Origin of the sequence: Actinomadura sp. WMMB 499, assembly GCF_008824145.1 — a bacterium.
GTDB lineage: Bacteria > Actinomycetota > Actinomycetes > Streptosporangiales > Streptosporangiaceae > Spirillospora.
In genome coordinates this window covers 562621-585277 of record NZ_CP044407.1, presented here as the reverse complement: position 1 = coordinate 585277, position 22657 = coordinate 562621, and the positions used below count along the sequence as shown (strand labels likewise).

The 22657-nt window shown below is 74.9% G+C and carries 4 protein-coding genes and 3 pseudogenes; 1 reads left to right on the top strand and 6 read right to left on the bottom strand.

Translation table 11 applies throughout. From position 1 onward, the window contains the following. Nucleotides 1-33 precede the first annotated feature (33 nt). The 5 genes and pseudogenes from F7P10_RS02680 to F7P10_RS02660 all read right to left on the bottom strand — a co-directional run. Nucleotides 34-13572, bottom strand: coding sequence for a type I polyketide synthase (locus F7P10_RS02680; RefSeq protein WP_176611272.1), 13539 nt, complete (start codon nucleotides 13570-13572; stop codon nucleotides 34-36). After that, complete coding sequence (locus tag F7P10_RS43040; protein ID WP_218040344.1) at nucleotides 13533-16220, bottom strand: type I polyketide synthase; 2688 nt, start codon at nucleotides 16218-16220, stop codon at nucleotides 13533-13535. The genes F7P10_RS02680 and F7P10_RS43040 overlap by 40 nt, the downstream gene beginning before the upstream one ends. Before the next feature lie 125 nt (nucleotides 16221-16345). After that, nucleotides 16346-16396, bottom strand: a pseudogene (locus tag F7P10_RS45285) (polyketide synthase docking domain-containing protein); the annotation flags it as partial. Between the two features lie 48 nt (nucleotides 16397-16444). Next, complete coding sequence (locus tag F7P10_RS43810; protein ID WP_151007922.1) at nucleotides 16445-18448, bottom strand: type I polyketide synthase; 2004 nt, start codon at nucleotides 18446-18448, stop codon at nucleotides 16445-16447. Nucleotides 18449-18795: 347 nt separating this feature from the next. After that, nucleotides 18796-21354: pseudogene (locus F7P10_RS02660) on the bottom strand (type I polyketide synthase); the annotation flags it as partial. Nucleotides 21355-21927: 573 nt separating this feature from the next. Between F7P10_RS02660 and F7P10_RS43805 the strand changes: the two are divergent. After that, nucleotides 21928-22134, top strand: a pseudogene (locus F7P10_RS43805) (IS982 family transposase); the annotation flags it as partial. Here F7P10_RS43805 and F7P10_RS02650 read toward each other — a convergent pair. After that, nucleotides 22131-22628: a pyridoxamine 5'-phosphate oxidase family protein gene (locus F7P10_RS02650; protein ID WP_151007920.1), complete on the bottom strand. Its 498-nt coding sequence runs from the start codon at nucleotides 22626-22628 to the stop codon at nucleotides 22131-22133. The pseudogene F7P10_RS43805 and the gene F7P10_RS02650 sit on opposite strands and share 4 nt — an antisense overlap. Nucleotides 22629-22657 lie beyond the last annotated feature (29 nt).

Here is a 22657-nt window from a genome sequence, read left to right as displayed (position 1 = left end):
AGGGGGTAGCGGCGGTGTCGCCGGTGCGGGTGCTCAGCCGAGGTCGCGGCCGAGTTCCTTGTCGATGAAGTCCATGACCTCGTCGGCGGTGGCGGCGGCCTGCACGCCGCCACCGTCCGCGCCGCCGGTGGCGGCGGCGTCCCTGGCCCAGCGACCGAGCAGGGACTGCATCCGCAGCACGACGCGGGCGCGGTCGTCGCCGGTCAGGTCGGTGACGGCCTCCTCCAGCCGGTCCAGGTCGCCGAAGACCGCGTCGGCCGGGTCGGGCGCCGGCCCGGCGAGCTGCTCGCGCAGGTGGCCGGCCAGCGCGTCGGGGGTCGGGTAGTCGAACAGGACGGTGGCGGGCAGCTGCAGGCCGGTGGCGCCGTTCAGCCGGTTGCGCAGCTCGATGCTGGTCAGTGAGTCGAACCCGAGTTCGTTGAAGGGGCGGGCGCCGCCCACACCCTCGGGGTCGGCGTGCCCGAGGACGGTCGCCGCCTGGGCCTGCACCACCTCCAGCAGCCGCTCCCGCTGCTCGGTCTCGCCCAGCCCCTCCAGCCGTGGCAACGCGTCGGCGCCGGCGCCGGTCCCGGTCGCGTCGGACCGTCCCGCGCCCGGCAGGAGACGGCGCAGCAGCGGAGCGGACGCGCCCGCGTCGCGCAGCACGGCCAGGTCCAGCCGGGCGGGCACCAGATGGGCGTGCGGCAGGCCGAGCGCGGCGTCGAGCAGGTCCATGCCGGTCTCGGTGGGGATCGGGAGGGTGCCCGAACGCGCGACCCGCGCGCGGTCGCTCTCCCCGAGCCCGCCGGTCATGCCGGACGCCTCCTCCCACAGTCCCCACGCCAGGCTGACCGCCGCCAGCCCGCGGGCCCGGCGGTGCTGCGCCAGGGCGTCGAGGAAGGTGTTGGCGGCGGCGTAGTTCGCCTGGCCGAGGCCGCCGAGGCTGCCCGCCGAGGAGGAGAACAGCAGCAGGGCCGCGCCGGTGTCCTCGGTGAGCCGGTGCAGGTTCCACGCGGCCGTCACCTTCGGCGCGAACACCTCGTCGATGTGCAGGGTGCTCTGCGAGGTGAGGACGGCGTCGTCGAGGACGCCCGCCGTGTGCACGACGGCGGTGAGCGGCCGGTCGCCGGGCAGGTCCGCGACGAGCCGGGCCAGCGCGCCGGCGTCGGAGGCGTCGCACGCCTCGATGCGGGGCCGTGCGCCGAGCTCGGTGAGCCGCGCGGCGAGCCGGTCGGCCCCGGGGGCCGCCGGTCCGCGGCGGCTGACCAGCAGCAGGTCGCGGACTCCGTGCCGGACGGCCAGGTGCTCGGCCACCAGCGCGCCCAGGGTGCCGGTGCCGCCCGTCACCAGCACGGTCCCGCCGCCGTAGGGCGCGGCGGGGGCCGCGGCGTCGGCCGTGGTCCGCACCAGGCGCGGCGCGCGGGGGGTGCCGGTGCGCACGGCGAGCTGTGGTTCGTCCAGCGCGAGAGCCGCGGGCAACGCGTGCCGCGACGCCTCGTGCCCGTCGAGGTCGATGAGGCCGAACCGGCCCGGGTGCTCGGCTCCGGCCGTGCGGACCAGACCCCACAGGGTGCTGTGGGCGAGGTCGGTCACGGGCTCGCCGGGCGTCGCGGACACCGTCCCGGACGTGACGAAGGTGAGCCGTTCCGCGCCGTCGTCGGCGAGGTGGCGCTGCATCGCCGTCAGGGCGCGGTAGGCGGCGGTGTGGGCGAGCGCCGCGGCGTCCTCGGCACCGTCCGTGACGACGACGGGGAACAGCACCCGGCCCCGCGTTCCGGCGGTGTTCGGGTCGAGGTCGTCGAGGTGCTCCACGGCGTCGCAGGACAGGTCGGCCTCGCGCAGGGCGTCCAGCAGCGCCGCCGCCAGGGCGGGCGCCTGGCCGGTGACGACGGTGCAGTGCCCGCCCGGCGTGGCGTCCGGTAGCGGGACCGGGTCCCACTCCAGGTGGAACAGCGTGCCGTGGTGGCGTCCGGTGGACAGCGCGGCCGGGTCGAGGGGCCGCGACACCAGGCCGCCGACGGTCAGCAGGGGTGTGCCGTCCTCGGCGGCGACGTCGATCGTCACCGGGCCGTCGCCGTCCGCCGACAGCGTCACCCGTGCCGCCGTCCCGTCCGCCGGGTGCGGGTCCTCCGCGTGGACGACGATGCCGGTCCAAGCGAACGGCACGTGCACGGGACCGCCGGACGCGCCGCCGCCGGCGGGTCCGGCGAGCATCAGCGGGTGCAGGGCGGCGTCCAGGAAGGCCGGGTGGACGGCGTGACCGGTCGTTCCGAGCCCGGCGGGCCGGACCTCGCCGTACACGGTGCCGGTGGAGGGATCGCGCCACGCGGCGGTGAGCGCCTGGAAGTGCGGACCGTAGGTGTAGCCCTGCTCGTCCAGCCGCCGGTACAGGTCCTCGGCGGGAAGGGGTTCGGCGCCGGGCGGCGGCCAAGCCGCACCGGCGGCGGGGGCGGGCTCGGCGGCCGGGGTCGCCGTGGTCAGCTCCCCGGTCGCGTGCGTGGTCCAGGGGTCTCCCGGTGCCGCCGGTTCGGGACGGGCGTGCACGGCGAACGCGCGCCGCCCGCGCTCGTCGGCCGCCTGGACCGATATCTGGATCTCCACGGCGCCGCCGGGCGGCAGCGGCAGCGGCGCGCCGATGGTCAGCTCGTGCACGGCGGGCAGGGCGACGCGGCGGCCGGCGTGCAGTGCGAGGTCGACGAACGCCGCGCCGGGCAGCAGGACGGTTCCGCCGACGGCGTGGTCGGCCAGCCACGGGTGCTCGGCGGCGCTGAGCCGCCCGGTGAGCAGCGGCGCGTCCCGGTCGGCGGGGGTGACGGCGGCGGTGAGCAGCGCGTGCCCGCCGCCGGTCCCGGCGAGGGCGGCGGGGGGCCTGCGTTCCAGCCAGTACCGGCGGTGCTGGAAGGCGTAGGTCGGCAGCGGCACGGTCCGGCCGTCCGGCACCAGCGCGCCCCAGTCGGCGGAGTGCCCGCGCACGTGCAGGTGGGCGAGGGCGGTGAGGACGGCGCGGGTCTCGGGCTCTCCGTCGCGCAGCGTCGGGACCGTCGCGGCGGACTCGCCGCCGGGCAGTTCGCCGAGGACGCCCCGCGCGGCCGTGGTGAGCGTGGGGTGAGGGCCGATTTCGAGGTAGGTGGTGGTGCCGGTGGTGTGGAGGGTGGTGATGGTGTGGGCGAAGTGGACGGTGTCGCGGATGTGGCGGGTCCAGTGGTGGGGGGTGGTGGGGTCGGTGGTGGTGTCGGTGCGGGAGGTGATGAGGGGGAGGGTGGGTGTGCGGTAGTCCAGGTGGGCGATGGTGTGGTGGAACTGGTCCAGGATGGGTTCCATGTGGGGGGAGTGGAACGCGTGACTCACCCGCAGCCGCTTCACGCGGCGCCCCTCGGCCCGCCACTGTTCGGCGAGCGCGCCGGCCGCGTCCTCGTCACCGGAGATGACGATCTGGTCGGGGGAGTTGACGGCGGCGACGGCGACGCCGGGGAGGCCGTCGAGCCGGTCGAGCGCCTCGGCCTCGGTCGCCTGCACGGAGTACATGGCGCCGCCGGGTGGGAGGTTCTGCATCAGCGTGCCGCGCGCGGCGATCAACGTGCACGCGTCCGGCAGCGACAGCACCCCCGCCACATGCGCCGCCACCACCTCACCCACCGAATGCCCCGCCACCGCATCGGCACGCAACCCCAGCCACTCCAGCAACCGGAACAGCGCCACCTCCACCGCGAACAACCCCGCCTGAGCGAACACCGTCCGCCCCAGCTCCTCGGCACCCCCCTCGAACACCACCTCACCCAACGAACACCCCAACAACCCGTCCAACTCACCGCACACCGCATCGAACGCCCCCGCGAACACCGGAAACGCCCGATACAACCCCCGCCCCATCCCCACCCGCTGCGAACCCTGACCCGAGAACAGCACCGCTACCTTCCCCTCGACGGCGGTGCCGGTGACGGCGTCGGGGTGCGCTTCGCCGCGCGCGACGGCGCGCAGCGCGTCTTCGAAGTCCTCGCGGGTCGAGCCGAGGACGACGGCGCGGTCTTCGAGGGTGCCGCGCGTCCGGGCGAGTGAGGCGGCGATGTCCGCGACCGGTGCGGCGGTGCCGGCGGTGTGGCCGCGCAGCCGCTCGGCCTGCGCGCGCAGGGCGCGTTCGCCGCGCGCCGACAGGGCCCAGGCGGCGGTGCCGCCGAGGGGGTGGCCGGTGGTGCCGGGTTCCGGTTCCCGGGCGGGTTCGGGGGCTTCTTCGAGGATGACGTGGGCGTTGGTGCCGCTGATCCCGAACGAGGAGACCCCGGCGCGGCGGGCGCGGCCGGTGTCCGGCCACGGCACCGTCTCGGTCAGCAGCTCCACGGCGCCCGACGTCCAGTCCACGTGCGGTGACGGTTCGTCCGCGTGCAGCGTCGGCGGCAGCGTCCGGTGTTCGAGCGCCATGACGGTCTTGATGACGCCCGCGATCCCGGCGGCGGCCTGGGTGTGCCCGATGTTGGACTTCACCGACCCCAGCCGCAACGGCAGCCTCTCGGGCCGGTCCTGGCCGTAGGCGGCCAGCAGCGCCTGCGCTTCGATCGGGTCGCCGAGGGCGGTACCGGTTCCGTGCGCCTCGACGGCGTCGACGTCGGCCGGGGCCAGGCCGGCGGCGGCGAGCGCCTGGCCGATCACGCGCCGCTGCGAAGGCCCGTTCGGCGCGGTGAGACCGTTGCTGGCACCGTCCTGATTCACCGCCGAACCCCGCACCACCGCCAGCACCCGCCGACCGTTGCGCACCGCGTCCGACAACCGCTCCACCAGCACCAGCCCCACCCCCTCCCCCCAACCCGTCCCGTCCGCCCCCGCACCGAACGCCTTGCACCGCCCGTCCACCGCCAACCCCCGCTGCCGGCTGAAGACCACGAACGGTGACGGCGCGGCCATCACGGCCACACCGCCGGCGAGGGCGAGCGAGCATTCGCCCGACCGCAGCGCCTGGCAGGCCAGGTGCAGCGCCACCAGTGACGACGAGCAGGCCGTGTCCACGGTGACGGCGGGCCCCTCCAGCCCGAACGTGTACGCCACCCGCCCGGACACGACGGCACCGGAACTGCCGGTCGTGAAGAAGCCTTCGAGCTCGTCGGGTGCCTGAGCGAGATACTCCCCGGGGGAGGCGCCCGCGAAGACGGCGGTGGGCGTGCCGCGCAGCGACGCGGGGTCGATCCCGGCCCGCTCGAACGCCTCCCACGCCGTCTCCAGCAGCAGCCGCTGCTGCGGATCGGTCGCCAGCGCCTCGCGGGGGCTCATGTTGAACAGGGCCGGGTCGAAGTCCCCGGCGTCGTGGACGAAGCCGCCCTCGCGCGCGTAGCTGGTGCCGGCGTCGTCGGCGGTGCCGAACAGGCCGTCCAGGTCCCAGCCCCGGTCCTGCGGGAAGGCGGAGACGGCGTCGGTGCCGTCGGCGACCAGCCGCCACAGGGCCTCGGGGGTCCGCGCTCCGCCGGGGAAGCGGCAGCTCATCGCCACGATCGCGATGGGCTCGTCGGCCGGTCCCGTACCGGCGGTCGCGGCGCCGCCCGCCGGTGCGGGCTCCTCGGCGTCGCCGAGCAGCAGGGCGTGCAGATGCGCGGCGAGGATCTCCGGCGTCGGATGGTCGAACAGCAGGGTCGCCGAGAGCTGGAGCCCGGTGGCCGTGTTCAGGCGGTTGCGCAGCTCGATGCTGGTGAGGGAGTCGAAGCCGGTCTCGTTGAACGGCCGGACGGCGCTGATCGCGTCGGCGCCGTCATGGCCGAGGACGGTGGCGGCGTGCGCGCGGACGAGGGTGACGAGCCGGTCCAGCCGCTCGGCGCGGCCGAGCGGCGCCAGCTCCCCGGCCAGCCCGTCCGCAGGGCCGGACGCGGGTCCGGACGCCCCGGCGGCGGTCCGCCGGGAGGCGGGCAGCAGCCGCCTGAGCAGCGGCGGTGCGGGACGCGTCTCGCGCAGCGCCGCCAGGTCCAGCCGGGACGGCACCACGTGCGGGTGGGGGTGGGTGAGCGTGGCGTCCAGCAGCGCCAGCCCCTCCTCGGTGCCGATGGGCACGGTTCCCGCGCGGGCGAAACGCGCGCGGTCGCCTTCGGTGAGATGCCCGGTCAGGCCGCTTTCCTGCGCCCAGTAGCCCCACGCCAGGCTGGTGCCGGGGAGCCCGGTGGCGCGGCGCCGGTGGGCGAGCGCGTCCAGGAACGCGTTGGCGGCGGCGTAGTTGGCCTGGCCGAGCCCGCCGAGCGTGCCTGCGGCGGAGGAGAAGAGGACGAACGCGGCCAGGTCGAGCCCGGTGGTGAGACGGTGCAGGTTCCAGGCCGCGTCGGCCTTGGCGGCGAAGACGGCGTCGAGGCGATCGGGCGTCTGCGCCGCGAGCGTGGCGTCGTCCAGGGTTCCGGCGGCGTGCAGGACGGCGGTCAGCGGCCGGTCCGGCGGGATCGCCGCCAGCAGCTCCCGCAGCGCCGTCTCGTCGGAGACGTCGCAGGCGACGATGACCGGTTCGGCGCCCAGCCCGGCCAGGTCGGTGGCCAGCTCGGCGGCGCCGGGCGCGTCCGGGCCGCGCCGGCCGGCCAGCAGCAGGTGCCTGACCCCGTGCCGGGACGCCAGATGCCGCGCCGCCAGCCCGCCCAGCGTGCCGGTGCCACCGGTGATCAGCACGGTGCCCTCGGGATCGAGGGGGGCCGGCAGCGTCAGCACGACCTTGCCGACGTTGCGGCCCTGGCTCAGGTGCCGGAACGCGTCGGGTGCGCGGCGCACGTCCCAGGCGGCGAGGGGGATCGGGCGCAGGACGCCCCGCTCGAACAGCGCCAGCAGCTCGGTCAGCATCCGCTGGATCCGGTCCGGCCCCGCCTCCTCCAGGTCGAATGCCCGGTACCGCACGCCGGGATGCAGCGCGGCGACGTCGCCGGGGTCACGGCGGTCGGTCTTGCCCATCTCCAGGAACCGACCGCCCCGGGGCAGCAGCCGCAGGGAGGCGTCGACGAACTCGTGGGCGAGCGCGTTGAGCACGATGTCGACGCCCTGGCCGTCACCGGCCGCCAGGAACGCGTCCGCGAAGTCGAGGGTGCGGGACGAGGCGATGCGCTCGTCCGGCAGGCCGGCCGCGCGCAGCGTCTCGTGCTTGCCGGGACCGGCCGTCGCGTACACCTCCAGGCCGAGGTGCCGGGCGAGCTGGAGTGCCGCCGAGCCGACGCCGCCGGCGGCGGCGTGGACCAGCAGCCGTTCCCCGCGCCTGGCCTCGGCGATGTCGACCAGCCCGAAGTAGGCGGTGAGGAAGACGCTGGGGACGGACGCGGCCTCCGCGAACGTCCAGCCGTCGGGGACGCGGGCGACCAGCCGCCGGTCCGCGGTCGTGACGGGGCCGGTCCCCGTGGTGAACAGGCCCATGACGCGGTCGCCGGGAGCGAGGTCGGTGACGGCGGAGCCGACGGCGGTGACGACGCCCGCGCCCTCCCCGCCGATCGGACGCGGGTCGTCGATCATCCCGAGGGCGACGACGACGTCCCGGAAGTTGACGCCGCCGGCGCGCAGGCGCACCTGGACCTCGCCGGGAGCGGGACCGGCCGTGGCCGGGTCCGCGGCCAGCGTCAGGTCCTCCAGCGTGCCGGTGCCGGCGGCGGCGAGCCGCCAGGCGCCGTCCGTCGGTTCGGCCAGCAGCGTGGCGTCGTCGGCCGTCCGGGCCAGGCGGGGGGCGAGCGCCGTGCCCTGCCGGACGGCGAGCTGCGGCTCGTCCGTGGCCAGGGCCGCCGGTACCGCTCGCGCGGACGCCGGAGCGTCGTCCAGGTCGAGAAGGGTGAACCGGCCGGGATGCTCGGCCTGCGCGGACCGCACCAGCCCCCAGGCGGCGCTGTGCGCCAAACCGGTCAGTGCGTCGCCCGGGCCCGTCGCGACCGCCGCGCGGGTCACGATCGTGAGGCGGCCCGTTCCGCCGGGATCGGCGGCCAGGTGTTCCTGGAGGAACCGCAGCGCCTCCGCCGCGGCGGCGCGCGCCGCGGCGGGCGTGTCGTCGCCGGGCGGGGCGAGGACGGCGAGGTCGTGCGCGCCGGGGAACGCCGCGCCGGCCCGGACGTGGTGACCGGTGTCGTCCAGCGCCGCCGCGAGGGGGTGGTCGTCCGCGCCGTGCAGGGAGAAGTCGCCGGCCGCGACGTCCTCGGGGAGCGGTACCGGTGTCCAGTCCAAGTGGAACAGCGCGTCCCGGTGGGTCGTGCCGGAGACGGCGACGTCGGCGGGCAGCGGTCGCGACACCAGGCCGTCGGCGGTCAGGACGGGTTCGCCGGCCGGGTCGGTCAGCGTCACCGAGGCGCGGTCGCCGTCGGTGACGAGCGTCGCGCGGACCTCCCGGGCGCCGGTCGCGTGCAAGGTGACGCCCGTCCAGGCGAAGGGCAGCCGTACCGCCGCGTCGGCGTCGGTGTCGGCGTCGTGCAGCGCCGTCAGCAGCAGGGGGTGCAGTGCGGCGTCGAGCAGGGCCGGGTGCACGCCGTACCCGTCCGCGTCGGCGTCCTCGGGAAGCCGGATCGCGCCGTGCACCTCGCCGCCGGTTCCGCGCCAGGCGGCGGTGACGCCTTGGAAGGCCGGTCCGTACCGGTAGCCGTGCCGGGCGAGCCGTGCGTACAGGTCCTCGACGGCGAGCGGCTCCGCGCCCGCGGGCGGCCAGGCCGCCGCGCCGGGCGCGGCGGGCGCGTCCTGCGGCGCCTCGCCCAGGTCGCCGGTGGCGTGCCTGGTCCACGGCGGGTCGTCCTCGCCGGTGTCCGGCCGCGAGTGCACGGTCACCTGCCGGCGGCCGTGCTCGTCCGGCGGGTGCACCGTGACCTGCACCTGCACGGCGGCGCCCTCGTCCAGGAGCAGGGGCGTGTGCAGCGTCAGCTCACGCACGTGGGGCAGGCCCGCGCGGTGCCCGGCGTGCAGCGCGAGGTCCAGGAAGGCGGTGCCGGGCAGCAGCACCGTCCCGGTGACGGCGTGTTCGGCGACCCACGGGTGCGTGCGCGCCGACAGGCGGCCGGTGAGCAGCAGGGTGTCCCGGTCGGCGACGGTGACGGCCGCCGTCAGGATCGGGTGGCCGCCCGGCGTCAGGCCGCCGGGCCGCGCCCCGGCGGAGGGGCCGGGTACCAGCCAGTAGCGCCGGCGCTGGAACGCGTACGTCGGCAGGTCGACGGCCCGCCGCCCGCCGGGAAGCGCCGCCGTCCAGTCCACGTCCCGTCCGGACGCCCACAGCGCGGCGGCCGACGCCAGCAGCCGCGCCGTCCCGCCGTCGTCGCGGCGCAGCGTCCCGAACGCCAGGGCGCCGCGGAAACGCTCGGCTCCAGCGTCGAGGGTCTGCTGGACGGCGACGGTCAGCACCGGGTGCGGGCTCACCTCCACGAAGGTGCGGTGACCGTCCTCGTGCAGCGTCTCGGTCGCCCGCTCCAGCTCGACGGTGTGCCGCAGGTTGCGGTACCAGTACCCGGCGTCCAGCTCCGTTCCGTCGAGCCGGTCGCCGGTCACCGTCGAGACGAACGCGGTGCCGCAGGGGCGGGGGGCGATGCCCGCCAGGGCCGCGACCAGGTCGTCGCGGATCGCCTCCACCTGCGCGGTGTGCGAGGCGTAATCCACCGTGATCCGGCGGGCCTGGACACCGTCGGCCGCGCATCCGGCGAGCAGTTCCTCCAGCGCGCCGGGCTCGCCCGCGACGACGGTGGCCTCGGGCCCGTTGACGGCGGCGACGTCGATCCGTCCCGGCCGGGCCGCGATCCGCTCCCGGACGTCCGCCGCCGGCAGCGGCACCGACACCATGCCGCCCCGGCCCGCCAGCGTCCGCAGCGCACGGCTGCGCACCGCGACGACCATGGCGGCGTTGTCGAGGGTGAGGGCGCCGGCGGCCCACGCCGCGACGATCTCGCCCTGGGAGTGACCGAGTACCGCGTCGGGGACGACGCCCAGGGCCCGCCACTGCTCGGTGAGCGCGACCATGACAGAGAACAGCGCCGGCTGGACGACATCGACCCGGTCCAGGCCGTCCCCGGTGCGCAGCGCCTCGGTCAGCGACCAGTCGACGTGCGGGGCGAGCGCCTGCTCGCATCGCACGATCGCGTCCGCGAAGACCGGCGAGGCGTCCATCAGCTCCGCGCCCATGCCCGCCCACTGCGCGCCCTGGCCCGGGTAGACGAAGACGGTCCGGCCAGGGGCGCCGGGAGCACCGGTCACCACGGCGGGGGACGGGGCGCCGCCGGCGAGCGCGGCCAGCCCGGACAGCGCCTCCTGCCGGTCCCCGGCGATCACCACGGCGCGGACGGGGAGCCGGGCGCGCGTCGTCGCGAGGGAGTGGGCCACGTCGGCGGGCTCCGCGTCCGGGTGATCCGCGGCGAACGCGCGCAGCCGGTCCGCCTGGGCCGCCAGCGCCACTTCGTCCCGCGCGGACAGCACCCAGGGGATCGGCCCGGTGGGTTCGGCGGGTCGGGGTTCGGGTTCGGGTTGGGGTTCGGGGGCCTGTTCGAGGATGAGGTGGGCGTTGGTGCCGCTGATGCCGAAGGAGGACACCCCGGCCCGGCGCGGCCGGCCCGTCTCCGGCCACGGGAGCGTCTCGGTGACCGGGACCAGCGTGCCGGACGACCAGTCGACGTGCGGGGACGGCTCGTCGGCGTGCAGCGTGCGGGGCAGCGTCGCGTGCCGCAGCGCCGACACGGTTTTGATCACGCCGGCGATCCCGGCCGCCGCCGCCGTGTGCCCGATGTTCGACTTGACCGATCCGATGTACAGCGGCAGATCGGGGGAGCGGTCGCGCCCGTACCCGGCGTGCAGGGCCTGCGCCTCGATGGGGTCGCCGAGGGGGGTGCCGGTGCCGTGGGTTTCGATGGTGTCGATGTCGGTGGGGGTGAGGCGGGCGTTGGTGAGGGCTTGGTGGATGACGCGTTGTTGTGCGGGTCCGTTGGGTGCGGAGAGTCCGTTGCTGGCGCCGTCCTGGTTGGTGGCGGTGGAGCGGAGGAGGGCGAGGACGGGGTGGTGGTGGCGCCGGGCGTGGCTGAGGCGTTCGATGAGGACGAGTCCGGCGCCTTCGGCCAGGCCGATGCCGTCGGCTCCGGCCCCGAACGCCTTGCACCGCCCGTCGCGGGCGAGGCCGCGCTGGCGGCTGAACCCGAGGAACGGATCCGCCGTGGCGAGGATGCCGACGCCGCCGGCGAGGGCGAGGGTGCATTCGCCGTCGCGGACGGCCCGCGCCGCCAGGTGCAGCGCGACCAGCGACGAGGAGCAGGCGGTGTCGACGGTGACCGCCGGGCCTTCGAGCCCGAGCGTGTAGGCCACCCGCCCGGACACCACGCTCGCGTTGGTCCCGGTGAGCAGGTGCCCTTCCAGCCCCGGCGGTATCCGGTCCAGTCCGCCGCCGTACTGGGGCTGGTTGCAGCCGACGAACGTCCCGGTCGCGGTGCCGCGCAGCGACTCCGGGTCGATCCGCGCGTGCTCGATCGCCTCCCAGGCGATCTCCAGCAGGACGCGCTGCTGCGGGTCCATGGCCAGCGCCTCGCGCGGTGAGATTCCGAAGAACCCGGCGTCGAAGTCGCCCACGTCGTACAGGAACCCGCCGTGCCGCGCGTAGCTGGTGCCGGGCCGCTCCGGGTCGGGGTCGAACAGGCCGTCCAGGTCCCAGCCCCGGTCGGACGGGAAGTCACCGATCGCGTCGGTGCCCGACAGCACCAGCTCCCACAGATCCTCCGGCGACCGCACCCCGCCCGGGAACCGGCACGCCATCCCGACGATCGCGAGGGGCTCGTCCGGCGCCGCGGTGACCACGACCGGCGCCGCCCGCCCGGCGTCCGGTTCGTCCCCCAGCTCGGCGGCCAGCAGCCGCGCGATGTGCGCCGCCGTCGGATGGTCGAACACCAGCGTCGCCGGCAACCGCAGTCCGGTGAGCGCGGCGAGCCGGTTGCGCAGTTCCACCGCCGTCAGCGAGTCGAACCCGATCTCGCCGAGCGCACGGCCCGGGTCGATCGCCTCCGCCGAACGGTGCCCCAGCACCTCGGCGACGTGCGCGCGTACGAGCTCGGTCAGCGACTCGACCAGCTCCGGGCCCGACCGGCCCGCCAGGCGGCGGCGCAGGCCGTCCGCCTCACCATCGGGGTGGGCGGCCCGCGCCGCGGCCGCCGCGCGGATCTCGGGAAGGTCGCCGACCAGCGGGCTCGGCCGCTCCGCCGCGAAGATCGGCGAGAAGCGGTCCCACCGGATGTCGGCGATCAGCCGGAACGTCTCGTCATGGTCGAGAACCTGCTGGAACGCCGCGACCGCCTCCTCCGGAGCCAGCTCGAACAGGCCGTGCGACCGGGCCCGCTCGCCCACGCGACCCGCGGCCATCCCGCCGCCCGCCCAGCTCCCCCACGCGATCGACGTGCCGGGCAGCCCCATCGCGCGCCGCCGCTCCGCCAGCGCGTCGAGGAAGGCGTTCCCCGGAGCGTAGTTGGCGAGCCCCGGTGAACCGAACGTCGCCGAGAACGACGAGAACAGCACGAACGCCGTCAGGTCCAGCCCCTCGGTCAGCTCGTGCAGGTTCAGCGCGCCCCGCGCCTTCACCGCCAGCACCGGATCCATCCGCTCGGGCGACAGTGCGTCCACCACGCAGTCGTCCAGCACGGCGGCCGTGTGCACCACGGCCGTCAGGGGCCGTTCCACCGGGACGGTCTCCAGCAGCGCCGCCAGCGCCGCCCGGTCGGCGACGTCGCAGCGGGCGAACGTGACGTCCGTGCCGTGCGCGGCAAGCTCGGCCCGCAGCTCCGCCGCGCCCGGCGCGTCCACGCCGCGGCGGCTCACCAGCAGCAGGTGCGGCGCGCCCCGCGCGGCCAGGTGCCGTGCCACGTGCGCGCCGAGCGTCCCGGTCCCGCCCGTGACGAGCACCGTGCCGTCCGGACGCCACGCGCGGGCGGCCGGACGTCCGTGCAGCGGGGCGTGCGCGAGCCGGCGCACCCGGACTCCCGCCGCCCGGACGGCGAGCTGGTCCTCCTCACCCGCATCGGTGAGGATCCCGCACAGCCGTTCCCAGGTCCGCCCGTCGGGCTCGGCGGGCAGGTCGATCAGCCCGCCCCACAGGCGCGGATGCTCCAGCGCCGCCACCAGGCCGAGTCCCCACGTCACCGCCTGGTCCGGGTCCGGCGGCGCGTCGTCCGCGCCGGTGCGGACGGCCTGGCGGGTGAGCGCCCACACGCGTCCCGTGAAACCCGCCTCGCCCGCCGCGCGGACGAGAGCGGCCGTCCCCGCCGCACCCGCCGGGACGTGCGGGGCACCCTGCACCGCGTCCCCGTCCAGCGACAGCAGGGAGACGATCCCGTCGAACCCGTCCTCGTCCACCGTGGCCCGCAACGCCTCGGCCGCTCCGGTCCCGTCGGCGGGCACGTCGGCCGTCCGCACCCGGGCGCCGTGCCGCGTCAGTCCGTCCGCGACCGCGCGCGCCGTCGCGGAACCGGCCGGGGCCAGCACGAGCCAGTGTCCCGTCCGGTGCCCGGGACCCGGCGTGTACGGCTTCCACACGATCTTGTACCGCCGCTGGTCCAGCGTGCCGTCACGGCGCAGATTCCGCCGCCAGCTCGCCAGCGCGGGCACGACGTCGGCCAGCGCCTCCCGCTCCAGGTTCAGCGTCGCGGCGAGCGCGCCGACATCCCCGTCGTCCACCGCACTCCACAGGTGCGTCTCGCCGGGCGCGTGGCCGTTCCCGTTCCCATGGGCCGGAGCGGTGGGGGCTTCGAGCCAGTAGTGCTGGTGTTGGAAGGGGTAGGTGGGGAGGCGGGTGGCGGTGTGGTGGGCGGTGGTGGGGGTGGGTGCGTAGGTGACGGGGTGGGTGGTGTGGGTGTGGAGGTGGGCGAGGTTGTGGAGGTGGGCGTGGGTGGGGTGGTCGCGGGTGAGGGTGTGGTGGATGAGGGGTTCGGGCTGGCCGGTGGGGGTGCCCGTGCTGGTTTGGGTGGTGGTGAGGGTGTGGGTGAGGTCGGTGGTGAGGATGGGGTGGGGGCTGATCTCCAGGTAGGTGGTGTGGGTGTCGCTGAGTGCGGTGATGGTGTCGTGCAGTTTGACGGTTTCGCGCAGGTTGGTGAACCAGTAGGCGGGGTCGGGACTGGGGTTGTGCCGCCCGGTGGTGGTCGAGACCCAGTCCAGATCCGGTGGCTGGGGGTGATGCCGTCCAGGGCGGTGATCAGGTCGTGGTGGAGGGTGTCGATGGCGGGGTGGTGGGAGGGGTAGGCGACCGGGATGCGTTTGGCGCGCATCCCGGTGTCGTGGCAGCGGGCGATGAGTTCTTCTAGGGCAGTGTCGGGGCCGGAGACGGTGGTGGAGGCCGGTCCGTTGACCGCCGCGATGGAGACGTCCTGGATGTCGTGCAGTGGGAGGTCGCCGGGGGGCGCGGCGATGTGGGCCATGCCGCCGGTTCCCTCTAGCCGCGTCAGCAAGGAAGAGCGCAACGCGACGACTTGGGCGGCGTCGGTGAGGGTGAGGGCTCCGGCGATGTGGGCGGCGGCGATCTCGCCTTGGGAGTGCCCGATGACGGTGTCGGGGGTGACGCCGTGTGCTTGCCACAGCCTGGCCAGGGACACCATGACGGCGAACAGGACGGGCTGGACCACGTCGGTGCGTTCCCACACCGGGCTGTCGTCGGGCTCATCCAAGACCTGGGTGAGTGACCAGTCCACGTGCGCGGTCAGTGCGTCCTCGCATTCGGCCATCGCGGCGGCGAAAGCCGGTGATTCGGCCGTGAGGGCCCGGCCCATCCCGGGCCACTGCGAGCCCTGACCCGGGAAAACGAACACCGTCTTGCCTTGGGCCCCGGGCGTCACGCGTCCGGTCACCACATGTGCGGCGTCGCGGTTTTCGGCGACCGCGTCCAGTCCGGCCGCCAGCTCACCGGTGGTTGAACCGATCACCGCGGCACGGTCCTCGAACAGCGACCGGCCCGACACCAACGCTCCGGCCACCCGTCCCGCGAACGCCGGGTCGTCGGCCTCGTCGGCGCTACGCGCCCAGTCGGCCACTCGCCGCGCCTGCTCGCGCAGCGCACCCACCCCGCGCCCCGACACCACCCACACCACAGAACCCCCGGCAGAAACCGGCGACTCGGTCGGCGCGTCCGGCACTGCTTCGAGGATCACGTGCGCGTTCGTGCCGCTCGCGCCGAACGCCGACACGGCGGCGCGCCGGGGACGGTCGACGTCCGGCCACGGTGTCGCCTCGGTGAGCAGGCGCACCGCGCCCGACGACCAGTCCACCTCCCGCGACGGTTCGTCCGCGTGCAGCGTCGGCGGCAGGACGCCGTTCCGCACCGCCATGACCGCCTTGATGACCCCGGCGACTCCCGCCGCGGCCTGCGGGTGGCCGAGATTGGACTTCACCGAGCCGAGCCACAGCGGACGATCCTGCGGACGGTTCCGCCCGTACGTCGCCAGCAGCGCCTGCGCCTCGATCGGATCGCCCAGCGACGTCCCCGTCCCGTGCGCCTCCACCACGTCCACGTCCGCGCCCGACAACCGCGCGTTCGCCAGCGCCTGCTCGATGACGCGCTGCTGCGACAGACCGTTGGGGGCGGTGAGGCCGTTACTCGCACCGTCCTGGTTGACGGCCGAACCGCGCAGCACGGCCAGCACCCGGCGGCCGTTGCGTTCGGCGTCCGAGAGCCGTTCCAGCAGCAGCACGCCAACGCCTTCGGCCCAGCCGGTTCCATCCGCCGCGTCGGAGAACGCCTTGCAGCGGCCGTCCGGCGCCAGCCCGCCCTGCCGGCTGAACTCGACGAACGCCCCCGGCGTCGCGATCGCCACCGCGCCGCCGGCCAGGGCGAGTCCGCACTCGCCCCGGCGCAGCGCCTCCCCGGCGAGATGCAGCGCGACCAGCGACGACGAGCACATCGTGTCCAGGGTGATCGCGGGGCCGTGCAGGCCGAGGGTATAAGCGATGCGCCCGGAGGCGACGGCCGGTGAGGCGCCGGTGAGGACGTGGCCCTCCACGTTCTCCGGCGCCGCGTACACCCCAGGCCCGTAGCCGGCATAGGCCGCGCCGACGAACACGCCGGTCTGGCTGCCACGCAGCGACCCGGGCGCGATGCCCGCCCGCTCGACCGCCTCCCAGGACGTCTCCAGCAGCAGCCGCTGCTGCGGGTCCATGGCGAGCGCCTCGCGCGGCGAGATCCCGAAGAACTCGGCGTCGAAGCCCGACACGTCGTCCAGGAAACCGCCGTGCCGGGTGTGGGAGGTGTGGGAGTCGCCGCCGTCCGCCCCGAACAGCGCGTCCAGGTTCCAGCCCCGGTCCGTGGGGAACTCGCCGATGGCGTCGGTGCCGTCCATGACCAGACGCCACAGGTCCTCGGGCCGCGCACACCACCGGGGAAACGGCACGCCATCCCGACGACGGCGATCGGCTCGTCCGCCTGGGCCTCCACCTCGCGCAGCCGCTGCCGCGCCTGGCGCAGCTCCGCGGTGACCCACTTCAGGTTGTCGAGCAGCTTCTGTTCCGTGGCCATGTCCGCAGTGGCTCCTTCGACTGAGGCGGGCGGATCGGGAGTGGACGGTCAGGACTTGCCGAGTTCCTCGTGGATGAGTTCCAGGACCTCGTCGGCGGAGGCCGACGCGAGGTCCCGGTGATGGTCGGACGCGTCGCCCCGCCCGTTGCCCTCGCCCCACTTGGCGAGCAGCACCTGGAGGCGGCCCGCGACCTTGCGCCGGATCGCGTCGCCCGGGTCCAGCTCGGCCAGGTCCGCGTCCAGGCGGTCGAGGCCCGCGAGCAGCGACGCCTCCGTCGGGGCGCCGTCCGCGACCAGCTCCGTCCGGAGCAGCTCCGCGACCGCGCGCGGCGTCGGATGGTCGAAGGCGAGCGTCGCGGGGAGCCGCACGCCCGTCGCCGCGGTGAGGCGGTTGCGCAGGTCGACCGCGATCAGCGAGTCGAAACCGACGTCCTTGAAAGGCAGGTCCGGTTCGACTGCGTCGGCCGCGCCATGGCCGAGAGCGGCCGACGCGTGGGAGCGGACGAGCGCCGTCAGCTCGGCGAGCCGGTCGGCCTCGGGGAGCGGTGTCAGCCGCGCGCGCAGCTCTTCGGCCGCCCCGGGCGCCGCGATGGCGTCGGTGTTCGCGACCGGATCGGCGCCGCGTACGTCGGGCAGGTCCGAGATCAGGGGGCTCGGACGGGCCGCGGTGAACGCCGCCGCGTAGGTCTCCCACTCGACGTTGGCGACGCAGACGGCGGTCTCGTCGTGGTCGAGCGCCTGCCACAACGCGGTGCGGGCCGACTCGGGGGCCATCGGCAACTGACCGCGCCGCCGCAGATAGTCGGCGACGTCATCCTCGGCGGCCAGCCCCGTCTCGCCCCAGGCGCCCCAGGACACCGACGTCGCGGTGCGTCCCCGCGCGCGCCGGGCCTCGGCGAGCGCGTCGAGGTAGGCGTTCGCGGACGCGTAGGCGGCCTGACCGCCGCTGCCCCACGTTCCGGCGTTGGACGAGAAGAGCACGAACGCCGACAGGTCCAGGTCGCGGGTCAGTTCGTCCAGCAGCGCGGCCCCGGTGGTCTTCGAGCGGATCACCGCGTCCAGCCGGTCCGTGGTGATCTCGTCGAGGGGCTGGTGGTCGACGACGCCGGCGAGATGGAAGACCGACGACAGCGGTGCGTCCGCGGGGATCGCCGCCAGCACCGCCGACAGCGCCTCCCGTGAGGTGACGTCGCAGCCGGCGATCGTGACGCGGGCGCCGAGCGCGCGGAGCCGTTCGGCGAGCGCGGCGGCGCCCGGCGCGTCCGGGCCCCGGCGGCCGACCAGCACCAGGTGCTCGGCGCCGCGCTCGGCCAGCGCGAGCGCCAGCGGACGTCCGAGCGCGCCGGTCCCGCCGGTGACGAGCGTGGTACCGCGCGGCGTCCAGGTCCGGCGGGACGGCCGCCCGGCCAGGGGAGCGCGCACGATCCTGCGCGCCAGCACCCCCGCCGGGCGCAGCGCCATCTGGTCCTCGCCCGAGGTGTTCGCCAGGGCCTGGCAGAGCTGATCCCAGGTGCGTTCGTCCGGTGCGGCGGGCAGGTCGACGAGGCCGCCCCAGCGTGCCGGATGCTCCAGCGCGGCGACCCGCCCCAGGCCCCACACGTGCGCCTGGAGAGGCCGCGCCGGAGGGGCGTCCGGGCCGGTGCCGACCGCGCCCTGGGTCAGGCACCACACGCGCGCCGGTGCCGGGCCCTGGACCAGCCGGAGCGTGTCCGCCAGGCCGCGCGGGACGGCGTGCCCGTCGCGCAGGGGGGCGTCGTCCAGTGCGGGCAGCGACAGGATTCCCCCGGTCGTCTCCGCGTCGATCTCCTCCCCGGGAGGGACGATGCGCGCGTCGACACCGCGCCGGACGAGCGCGGTGGTCAGCGCGACGGCGAGCGCGTCGTCCTCCTCCGCGCGGACGGCCCAGACACCGACCGGCGCGGCGGCCCCGTCCGCTCTGAGCGCGGACCACGCCACCCGGTAGCGCCAGCCGTCCACGACCGCCCGCTCGCGCAGCCCGCTCCGCCAGCTCGCGAGCGCGGGCACGACCTGCCCGAGCGCGTCCTCCGGCACGTCCAGCGTCGCGGCGACTGCCGGGACGTCCCCTTTCTCGATCGCCTCCCACAGCGGGGAACTCTCATCACCCTGGCGCGCCGGAGTGGTTTCGAGCCAGTAGCGCTGGTGTTGGAAGGGGTAGGTGGGGAGGCGGGTGGCGGTGTGGTGGGCGGTGGTGGGGGTGGGTGCGTAGGTGACGGGGGGGTGGTGTGGGTGTGGAGGTGGGCGAGGTTGTGGAGGTGGGCGTGGGTGGGGTGGTCGCGGGTGAGGGTGTGGTGGATGAGGGGTTCGGGCTGGCCGGTGGGGGTGCCCGTGCTGGTTTGGGTGGTGGTGAGGGTGTGGGTGAGGTCGGTGGTGAGGATGGGGTGGGGGCTGATCTCCAGGTAGGTGGTGTGGGTGTCGCTGAGTGCGGTGATGGTGTCGTGCAGTTTGACGGTTTCGCGCAGGTTGGTGAACCAGTAGGCGGGGTCGGGACTGGGGTTGTGCCGCCCGGTGGTGGTCGAGACCCAGTCCAGATCCGGTGGCTGGGGGGTGATGCCGTCCAGGGCGGTGATCAGGTCGTGGTGGAGGGTGTCGATGGCGGGGTGGTGGGAGGGGTAGGCGACCGGGATGCGTTTGGCGCGCATCCCGGTGTCGTGGCAGCGGGCGATGAGTTCTTCTAGGGCAGTGTCGGGGCCGGAGACGGTGGTGGAGGCCGGTCCGTTGACCGCCGCGATGGAGACGTCCTGGATGTCGTGCAGTGGGAGGTCGCCGGGGGGCGCGGCGATGTGGGCCATGCCGCCGGTTCCCTCTAGCCGCGTCAGCAAGGAAGAGCGCAACGCGACGACTTGGGCGGCGTCGGTGAGGGTGAGGGCTCCGGCGATGTGGGCGGCGGCGATCTCGCCTTGGGAGTGCCCGATGACGGTGTCGGGGGTGACGCCGTGTGCTTGCCACAGCCTGGCCAGGGACACCATGACGGCGAACAGGACGGGCTGGACCACGTCGGTGCGTTCCCACACCGGGCTGTCGTCGGGCTCATCCAAGACCTGGGTGAGTGACCAGTCCACGTGCGCGGTCAGTGCGTCCTCGCATTCGGCCATCGCGGCGGCGAAAGCCGGTGATTCGGCCGTGAGGGCCCGGCCCATCCCGGGCCACTGCGAGCCCTGACCCGGGAAAACGAACACCGTCTTGCCTTGGGCCCCGGGCGTCACGCGTCCGGTCACCACATGTGCGGCGTCGCGGTTTTCGGCGACCGCGTCCAGTCCGGCCGCCAGTTCACCGGTGGTTGAACCGATCACCGCGGCACGGTCCTCGAACAGCGACCGGCCCGACACCAACGCTCCGGCCACCCGTCCCGCGAACGCCGGGTCGTCGGCCTCGTCGGCGCTACGCGCCCAGTCGGCCACTCGCCGCGCCTGCTCGCGCAGCGCACCCACCCCGCGCCCCGACACCACCCACACCACAGAACCCCCGGCAGAAACCGGCGACCCGGCGGGCAAGGACCCCTCCTCCACCGGCACAACCTCGGACCCGCCCCCGTCCTCGGCGGGTGCGGCCTCGGGGGCCTGCTCCAGAATCAGGTGGGCGTTGGTGCCGCTGATCCCGAACGACGACACCCCCGCCCGCCGCGGACGGTCCACCACCGGCCACTCCCGCGCCTGCGTCAGCAACCGGACCGCACCCGACGACCAGTCCACCTCCCGCGACGGTTCGTCCACGTGCAGCGTCGGCGGCAGGACGCCGTTCCGCACCGCCATGACCGCCTTGATGACCCCGGCGACCCCGGAGGCCGTTTGGGCATGGCCGATGTTGGATTTGACCGACCCCAGCCACAGCGGACGATCCTGCGGACGGTCCTGCCCGTACGTCGCCAGCAGCGCCTGCGCCTCGATCGGATCGCCCAGCGACGTCCCCGTCCCGTGCGCCTCCACCATGTCCACGTCCGCGCCCGACAACCGCGCGTCGGCCAGTGCCCGCCGGATCACCCGCTGCTGGGACGGCCCGTTCGGCGCGGCCATGCCGTTGCTGGCGCCGTCCTGGTTCATCGCCGAACCGCGGATCACCCCCCAGATCCGCCGCCCGTTGCGCACCGCGTCCGACAGGCGCTCCAGCACCAGCACCCCGGCGCCCTCGGCGAGCGACATCCCGTCCGCCCCGGAGGCGAACGGTTTGCAGCGGCCGCTCGCGGCCAGGGCACGCTGCCCGGCGAAGCCGATGAAGGTGATGGGGGTGGCCATGACGGCGACGCCGCCGGCGAGGGCCAGGGAACACTCCCCGGTGCGCAGCTCCCGGCAGGCCAGATGGATCGCCACCAGCGATGACGAGCACGCCGTGTCCAGCGTCACCGCCGGCCCCTCCAGACCCAGCGTGTACGACACCCGCCCCGACACCACACTGGCCGTGCTACCCGTGGTGAAGTGCCCTTCCAGCCCTTCCGGCACCCGATCGAGGGTGGTGCAGTAGTCGAGCAGGTTGCAGCCGACGTAGTTCCCGACGGCCCTGCCCTTCAGCGTGCGAGGGTCGATGCCCGCCCGCTCGAAGCCCTCCCACGAGACCTCCAGCATGAGCCGCTGCTGGGGTGCCATCGCCAGCGCCTCGCGCGGCGAGATCCCGAAGAAGCCGGGATCGAAATCCCCCGCGCCCTCCAGGAAGCCGCCCTGCCGTACGTAGGTCTTGCCGGGTGTGCCGGGCGCGGGGTCGTACAACTCGGCGGAGTCCCAGCCGCGGTCCTCGGGGAACCCGGAGATGACGTCGGTGCCGTCGGTGACGAGGTTCCACAGGTCCTCCGGCGACCGCACCCCGCCCGGATAGCGGCAGGCCATCCCCACCACGGCGATCGGCTCCTGCTCCCGCTCCTCGGCCCGCTTCAGCCTGGAGCGCGTCTGGCGCAGGTCGGAGGTGACGCGCTTGAGGTAGGCCAGCAGCCGTTCTTCAGAAGTCGCCATGGGGTGTCGTTCTCCTCACCGGGCGCGCGCGGTGTCCTTCCAGCGATGCAACCCGCCAACCCCCGGAGACGTCGCCCCCTATCCTGCGCGCGCCGCCCCTAGAGACACGCCGCGCGCGCCGAAGCGAGCGCGGCACCGAGCGGACGCCGGGCGGCGTGGCACCGCCGCCGCTCCTTCCCGCGAGCTCGGCCAAGGCCCGCGCGGGCCACTCGGCCCAGTCCAGCCCCTTCGCCAAGCGCGCCACCGACGGTCGCCCTCCGCCTCGCCACCGCGTCTCCCACCGTTGGCTGCTCGGTTACTGGCTCACCCAGCATGGAACGCTCGTTCCCAAGCCGGTACAGCGTGGCGTCGCCGACATCGTCAGGAAGCTGTACACCGAGCAGAACGCGGCCGGGTTCGACCATCCCGGCCGCGGCCCGTGCTTCGCCGACGTGCTGTCGATCGCCCGTCCCCGCCCGAGTTCACCGCCCCAGGCGGCGCTCTTCCAGCGGCTGGTCACCCAACCGGGGCCGCGACGTCGCACCGATCTTCTCCCACGAACCCGACCGGGCCGGTGAACGCCTGCTCAAGCCGGTCCGGCAGCTCATCGAGTCGGTCAACGACACCCTCAAAGGCCAGCTCGACCTGGAACGACACGGCGGACGCACCGCCGAGGGCGTCTCGGCCCGCGTCGCCCAGCGCATCCTGGCCATGGCCGCCGCGATCTGGCACAACCACCGCACCGGCCGGCCCATCACCCGGTCCCTGACCGCATACGACCATGAGGAATCACTCGTCTAGAGGTGAGCGGCGGTGGTGCCGCCGAGGGGGATGGGGTCCATGCCGAGCTTGCGGTGGTCCCAGGAGCGGATGCGGTCGACGTCGACGCGGACGGCCACGCGCTTGTTCAGCATGAGCTCCACGAGGGGGCGGACCTCCTCGGTGTAGGGGCCGTTGTAGCGCTCCCAGACGCTGACGCCGACCCGCCACAGGGCGTCGGGGTCCTCCACGATGGTGGCGGTGCCGTCGATGGACACCCCGCGCAGGGCGTCATAGGTGTGGCCCGCTTCGACCATGACGGTGACGCGGGCATCGCGGCGGAGGTTGGCGGCTTTCTGCGACCTGGCCTTGGTCTCGAACCAGATCTGGCCGTCGACAACGGCGTACCACATTGCGACGAGGTGGGGGCGGCCGTCGGGGCCGATCGTGGCGAGGGTGGCGACGCGCTGCTCCTCGAGGAACCGGTCGACCTCCTGGTCGGCCATCGTGATCTGTCGGCGTTGATTGATTCCCATTGCACCCACCGTGAGACGAAGTCCAGAAT